3 protein-coding genes are annotated in these 7,282 nt (G+C 42.1%); all 3 read right to left on the reverse strand.

Annotated elements, in window-relative coordinates; all coding sequences use genetic code 11:
* Window positions 1–107: 107 nt before the first annotated feature.
* The 3 genes from RR45_RS10505 to RR45_RS10515 all read right to left on the reverse strand — a co-directional run bounded on the left by RR45_RS10505 (window position 108) and on the right by RR45_RS10515 (window position 7,051).
* Window positions 108–1,547 carry a glutamate synthase subunit beta gene (locus RR45_RS10505; protein WP_031365806.1) on the reverse strand — a complete coding sequence of 480 codons (1,440 nt, stop codon included), beginning with the start codon at window positions 1,545–1,547 and terminating at the stop codon, window positions 108–110.
* 1 nt (window position 1,548) lies between these two features.
* Window positions 1,549–6,051, reverse strand: coding sequence for a glutamate synthase large subunit (gene gltB / locus RR45_RS10510; protein WP_031365807.1), 4,503 nt, complete (start codon window positions 6,049–6,051; stop codon window positions 1,549–1,551).
* A gap of 268 nt (window positions 6,052–6,319) precedes the next feature.
* Window positions 6,320–7,051 carry an epoxyqueuosine reductase QueH gene (locus RR45_RS10515; protein ID WP_031365808.1) on the reverse strand — a complete coding sequence of 244 codons (732 nt, stop codon included), beginning with the start codon at window positions 7,049–7,051 and terminating at the stop codon, window positions 6,320–6,322.
* Between the last annotated feature and the right edge of the window lie 231 nt (window positions 7,052–7,282).

Consider the following 7,282-nt stretch of genomic DNA (forward strand, 5'->3'; position numbering starts at 1 on the left):
GAAATTTTCCCACACGATTTATTATAGAGCCGATGTTATTAACTTCTATTATCTCCATCAGTGACAAACAAAAAAGCGATGTCAAAATATGACATCACTTTTTAATCTTATTGTGTTACCATAACGCGTAGGGTTTCATCAATTTTTTCGGCTGTTTTACGGCCTTCACGAATGCCCCAGATAACGAGGGATGGGCCACGTTTGGCGTCACCTGATACATAGACTTTTTCGTTGTTTGTTGTATTGTCATCAAAGATTTGGGTGATACCAAATCCTTGGAAGATAGATTGCTCCGCGCCAGTGAAGCCCATGGCAAGGAGAACTAAATCAGCTTTCAAGGTTTCTTCTGTGCCTTCGACTGGTTTGAAACCAGGACCGACCTGAACAGTGTTAATCCCGATCAATTGACCACGTTCTGCACCGATAAATTCAGTTGTTGACGTTGCATAACGGGTCAAGTTGATATTACCAGCAGCAATGGCTTCTTCTTGACCATAACCTTTACGGTCAACCATTGGATATTCAGGCCATGGATTGGCATCAGTACGTTGACCTGGAAGCTGAGGTGTGATTTCAAGTTGGGTCACACTTGCAGCACCGAGACGAATCGCAGTCCCGATACAGTCATTACCTGTATCACCACCACCGATAACGACAACGTTCTTACCTTCAAGAGACTTACGCATTTTTTTGTCGCCATTGGCAAGGACGATTTTTGTGATGTCTGTTAAGAAATCAACCGCAAATTTCACGCCATTGAGTTCACGACCTGGTACTTGTAAGTCACGTGGTACACTTGCACCTGTCGCCAAAATCACACGGTCAAAGTCAGCCTCTAAAGCTTCAAATGAAATGTCTCGACCAATTTCTGTATTGGCAACGAATTCAATCCCGATTTCTGCCATGATATCAATTCGTCGTTGGACAACATCTTTGTCAAGCTTCATGTTAGGAATACCATACATGAGCAAGCCACCAAAGCGATCTGAGCGTTCGAATACTGTCACGTTATGTCCCAGTTGGTTCAACCGCCAAGCTGCAGAAAGTCCTGCAGGGCCAGAGCCAACAACGGCAATTCTAAAGTCGGTCCGTTCTTTAGGACGACCACTGTCTGCTACCCAACCTTGTTCAAAGGCATTATCGATGATGAATCGTTCATTATCATGAATGGCAACACCGTCACCGTTGAGCGCTTCTGTACAGCCTTTTTCACATGGGGCAGGACAGACACGGCCTGTCATTTCTGGCAGTGGATTTGTCCGTGACAAACGATCAAACGCTTTTTTAAACTCCCCACGGTAGACAAGGTCATTCCACTCAGGAATCAAGTTGTCGTTTGGACATCCTGAGACAGCACGACCGCCCCCATAAAATTCACCCGCGTGACAGAAAGGTATTCCGCATCCCATACAGCGGGCTGCTTGTTCTTGTCGTTCATCCACTTCAAGTGGGACTTGTAATTCTTCAAAGTCCAAGACGCGCTCAGCAACAGAACGGTAAGGATTATCCTTACGTTTATATTTCATAAAGCCAAATGGATCTGCCATATTATTTGCCCCCTACTTTAATTAATTCAGCTTTTTCAGCTGCAGGTGTCCGCATTGCTTTCTCGAATGTTTCCATTTCAAGTTCGCTACCGGTTAAGCCTGTTTGTGCCAAATGGTATTCGATTTCCTTAATTTCATGGAATTCTCTTGGATAAACTTTCACAAATTTATCAACAGCATTGTCCCAATCAGCAAGTAAGGCTTTTGCCTTTTCAGAATCAGTGTAGGCTGCATGATTCTCAACCATTTCTTTTAAGACTTCATCGCCACGTGTTTGACCGACTCTATATAAGTCAACCATTTCCATATTAACTTTATTAGCAAAATCACCTTTAGCGTCGTAAACATAGGCAACTCCGCCACTCATACCAGCAGCAAAGTTCTGACCTGTACTACCAAGAATCACGGCTAAGCCACCAGTCATGTATTCACAACCATGTTCACCAACACCTTCGACAACAACTTTGGCACCTGAATTTCGGACGCAGAAACGCTCACCTGCACGACCACGGAAGTAGGCTTCCCCACGGACCGCACCAAACAAGGATACATTGCCAACAATCGGAGAAGCTTCTACATTGAAACCAGCATCAACTGGTGGTTTTACAATGACACGACCACCTGACAAAGATTTACCAATATAGTCATTGGCTTCACCAATCAAAGTGATTTCCATCCCTTGCGTTGCAAAGGACGCAAAAGATTGACCAGCAATACCAGTGTATTCATATTTAAGCAAACCTGGTTCAAGTGCATAGTTACCGTAACGTTCTGCAATCCATCCGGCCATTCTTGCACCCGCCGTTCGTGTCACATTATTAATTGATTCTTTAACGGTCACACCAGTGCCACCATCAATCGCAGCTTTGGCAAAGCCATCAAGTTCTCGCCACTGACGTTCTTCGATAAATGGGTCAACTACTTTACGCTCAATCGGCATCGTTGTACCAATGATACGACTAAAATCGAGTGATTTAGCTTTACCTTTAGCAATAAACTTAGGTTTCAAGACTTCGGCATGACCAATCATTTCATCCACAGAGCGGAAACCAAGATCAGCCATAATTTCACGGAGTTCTTGCGCCAAGAATTTCATGCCGTTGACAACGTGTTCTGGCTTACCTGCAAAATGCGCACGAAGCTCAGGATTTTGTGTTGCCACACCTACTGGACAAGTGTTCAATGAGCAAACACGCATCATAACACAGCCTACCGCAACCAAGGCAAGTGAGGCAAATGAATATTCCTCAGCTCCTAAAAGTGCAGCAACTGCGATATCACGACCTGTCATCAATTTCCCATCCGTTTCGAGGGTCATCCGTTGACGTAAATGATTCATAGTCAAAGTTTGATGCGCTTCAGCAAGTCCCATTTCCCATGGTAAACCAGCATCACGCGCTGAGTTCCGTGGTGAGGCACCAGTTCCACCATCATAACCAGAGATGACGACTTTATCCGCACCAGCCTTGACACAACCTGTCGCAATTGTGCCAACACCAGTTGATGAAACAAGCTTAACATTGATTTTCGCATAAGGATTGATGGCCTTGAGGTCATAAATCAATTGTGCCAAATCTTCAATTGAATAAATATCATGGTGAGGTGGTGGTGAAATCAAAGTCACACCTGGTGTTGAGCCACGGATTTCTGCAACCCAAGGGAAGGCTTTACCACCAGGTAATTGACCTCCCTCACCTGGTTTAGCTCCTTGGGCTAATTTGATTTGTAATTCTTCGGCACTCATCAGGTATTCAGCATTAACACCAAAACGGCCTGAGGCAACCTGTTTAATTTTAGAGTTGAGGTTAGTGCCATCCGCTTGTTTATGGAAACGCGCACGATTTTCGCCACCTTCACCTGAGTTAGATTTAGCGCCAATTGAATTCATGGCAGCAGCAATTGTTTCATGCGCCTCTTTTGAAAGCGATCCAAAACTCATAGCACCTACTTTGAAACGTTTTACAATGTTTTCAACTGGTTCAACTTCTGACAAAGCAACTGGTGAACGTTGCCCTTTTAGTTCCCAAATATGTCGAAGGTTTGACGGTGTTTCATCAGCTTCCAAATCAAGCTCAGCTGAATACGCCTTATACAACTCATAATCACCTTGACGCACTGCTTTTTGGAAGTTGTAAATCGTCAATGGATTAAAAATGTGGTGTTCTCCATCTGCTTTAAACTGGAATGAACCACCTGACGGCAAAGTTTCGTGACTGTGGTGACCGTAGGCAAATTCATAACGCTCAAGATACTCTGCCTCGATTTGTTTCAGCGTCAACCCACTTATCCGTGTTACTGTACCACGGAAATATTTGTCAACAACTGCATCTGAAAGTCCAACCGCTTCAAAAAGCTGTGCGCCTTTATAACCTGATACAGTTGAAATCCCCATCCGGCTCATCACTTTGATAATCCCTTTTTCAGCCGCTTGACGGAAAGACTCCGCCTTGTCAGACATATTGTAGTCTTTTAGAGTTTCATAAGCCCCATATGGGTGAATTGCACTCGCACCATAACCTACGATTGTCGCAAAATGATGTACCTCATTCACTTCCGCTGTATCCACAACGATTGAGAACTGACTACCTTTACCTTTTGCAACCATGTAGTTATATAGACCAGATGTCGCAAGCAAGATTGGCATCGGCATAAAACCTTCTTTTTGATCACGATCACTTAGGATAATGATACTAGCACCTTTATCAACTGCCGCTTCGACCACTTTAAACATGTCGACTAAGGCATGTTCCAAACGGTTTGGTGTATCTTTCGTCACATCATATAAAGTTGAAATCGTTTTGGCTTGGTGTTTTTTATCTGATAGCGCTGCTATTTTTTCGAAGTCTTCAGTTGTTAAAACTGGACTATCGAGTTTGAGTTTCACACAGTTCTCATCATGATCCACACGCAAATCACCATCACGACCCAGATAGACTTCTGTTCCGACAACGATTTTTTCACGAATCGCATCAATCGGTGGATTGGTAACTTGGGCAAACTGTTGTTTGAAGTAAGTAAAGAGAGATTGATTTTTTTGTGATAGGACAGCGAGCGGGCTGTCATATCCCATTGCAATGACCGGTTCTTGACCATTTTCTGCCATAGGCACGATAACTGTTCGGATCACTTCTTCTGTATAACCGAAAAGTTTGTGCATGGTTTGACGGTCTTCTTCAGAAATCTCATCCAATTGTGCTTTTTCTGTTAAGTCATCAATATGAAGTAAGTTATTTTCTAACCATTTTTCATAAGGGAATTGCGCGGCATAATGTTTTTTAACTTCTTCATTACGGAGAATTCTGCCGTTAACAGTATCAACGAGCATCATGTTACCAGGGCCAAGCACACCTTTTTCGACAACACGGCTAGGCTCAAAGTCTACCACACCAGACTCTGATGAGCAGACGATGAAGTTGTCTTTGGTGATGCTATAGCGACTCGGACGTAAACCATTACGGTCAAGACGAGCACCTACGGTATCACCGTCTGTAAAGACTAACGCTGCTGGACCATCCCACGGTGCCATAAAGGAAGAGGTATACTCATAAAACGATGTTAATTCTGGCGATAAGCCAGCCTCTTTACCCCAAGCTTCCGGTATCATCATCAAAAGCGCATGAGGCATCTCACGACCGTTGCGATAAAGATATTCCATACAGTTTTCTAGTTTGGCTGAGTCGGAATTTTCTTCATTGTATATCTCGATTTTATGTGAAGTCATCCAGTTTTCAGCACCACGCAAGGTGTTGATTTCCCCGTTGTGGGCGAGAAAACGAAAAGGTTGCGCACGATCCCATGATGGGAAAGTATTAGTTGAGAAACGTGAGTGCGTCAAGGCTATCGTTGATTTAAAGGCAGGATCCGACAAATCAGGATAGAATGTCCGGACTTGGAATGCATGGAGCATGCCTTTATAAACGATTGTTTTACTTGAAAGTGAGCAGATGAACATCTCAGATGTCGCAAATGTTTTCTCAAGTTTACGACGGAGTCGATAGAGTCTGTCTTCAAAATCTCGACCACTTTTGCTATCAGTTGGTTTTGAAATAATGAATTGAACAAAAGATGGCATGATAGCTTGCGCACCAGGACCGCAGTTATCAAAATTAAAAGGCACATCACGTGTCATTAAGATTTGGTAACCATCGGCTTGTATTTCGTTACTAATTGATTGACAAAGCGCAGCTTTTTTGTCCGCAGCTTTAGGTAGGAAAAACTGACCCACGGCATAATCGCCTGAGTTTGGTAATGTGATACTATTTTCTGTTGCAATTTTCGTAAAAAATTCATGTGGCATGGCAAAAAGTGCACCGGCACCATCGCCAGTATCAGGTTCTGCTCCTGTCCCACCGCGGTGATTCATACGTTCTAAGATTGTCATCGCGTAATCAACGAGCTCATGAGTCGGTTTACCATCTATTTGGGCAATAAAGCCCATACCGCAGGCATCAGATTCAAAAGACTGATCCCACAAAGTTTGCCGTCTAGCTTGTAATTTATCCATTCATTCATCCTCTCACAGATAATGTCAAACACCTTTTACTTTTGTAAAATTATCTGACAAAAGATATAGGAATATTTTACCAAAAAAAATTGAAAATGACAAGTGAATTTTCAGAAAATTCATTATTTTTGATAGCCAAATAAAGGAATAAAAAGAAAACACATCATTTTGAAACGTTCTATTTCAGAAGATTTATTCTACCCTGTGTTCTATCTGGCATACTATCACATTTAGAAAATTTTTAGCTTAAAGTAAGAAAATCCATTCATTAGCTATTAGCTTCTTGCTTAATTTTAAGAAAGGCTTTGGCATTCTGATTCGCAGTTTTTAAATCAATGCCTTGCTGTTTAGCAGCAAAAATGCAACCACAGTAACATTGACGATAAATATCGTATTCTCGACATATTTGGACGGAACGTTCATAACCTTTATTTTTCTTGAAATCGCTGGGCAAGTATTTAACAGCATAAATTTTCTGGGCATCCAACCCAATTTCGTTGATCAGTTGGCTGTCTTTTTTGGGGGACAGAGTGAGGGCACTACCGAAATAATCATAACCTAAGGCGACTGCTTTTTCTGCTACTAAATCCAATCGGAGTTGAAAACATGCGCTACACCTTAAACCTTTTTCAGGTTCATCTTGTAGTTCACGGACCATGACCATTTGGATAAAATCATTTGGTCGATAATCTTCTTCGAGGAAGGCGACATTCTGGTTAGTGCGCTGGTTGAAGTCGTGGACGAATGCTTTTTGGACGAGGGCACGGCGTCTGTACTCAGCTTCTGGGTGGATGTTTGAGTTGGCGAAATAGATCGTCACGTCAGCATAGTCACTCAGAAATTCCAGCGTATAGGTGCTACAAGGCGCACAACAGGAATGGATAATGAGTTTTGGACGTACTTTTTCTGTCTGCCAGGTTTGAATCATCTGGCGCAAAATCTTGTCGTAGTTGACCCTTTGATTTTTCGTTTTGGCTAATAACTGCTCTGAATCAATCATTTTTCATACTCTCTCGTTATTTGGTAATTTCTAGAGACTATTTTACCATGATTTTGATGTTAAATTTTGATTATTTAATAATTTTCATTTCCACATCTTTTTTGTTAAAGTTCTATAGTTTTTTTATAATTATTACACCTTTTTTGATATAATAGAAGTAGGTAATCATGCACAAATATCGTTGAGTCACTATTTTTAAATAAGACAAACTATATAAAAAGTCAAGTCTAA

Origin of the sequence: Pseudolactococcus chungangensis CAU 28 = DSM 22330 (assembly GCF_002441885.1) — a bacterium.
GTDB lineage: Bacteria > Bacillota > Bacilli > Lactobacillales > Streptococcaceae > Pseudolactococcus > Pseudolactococcus chungangensis.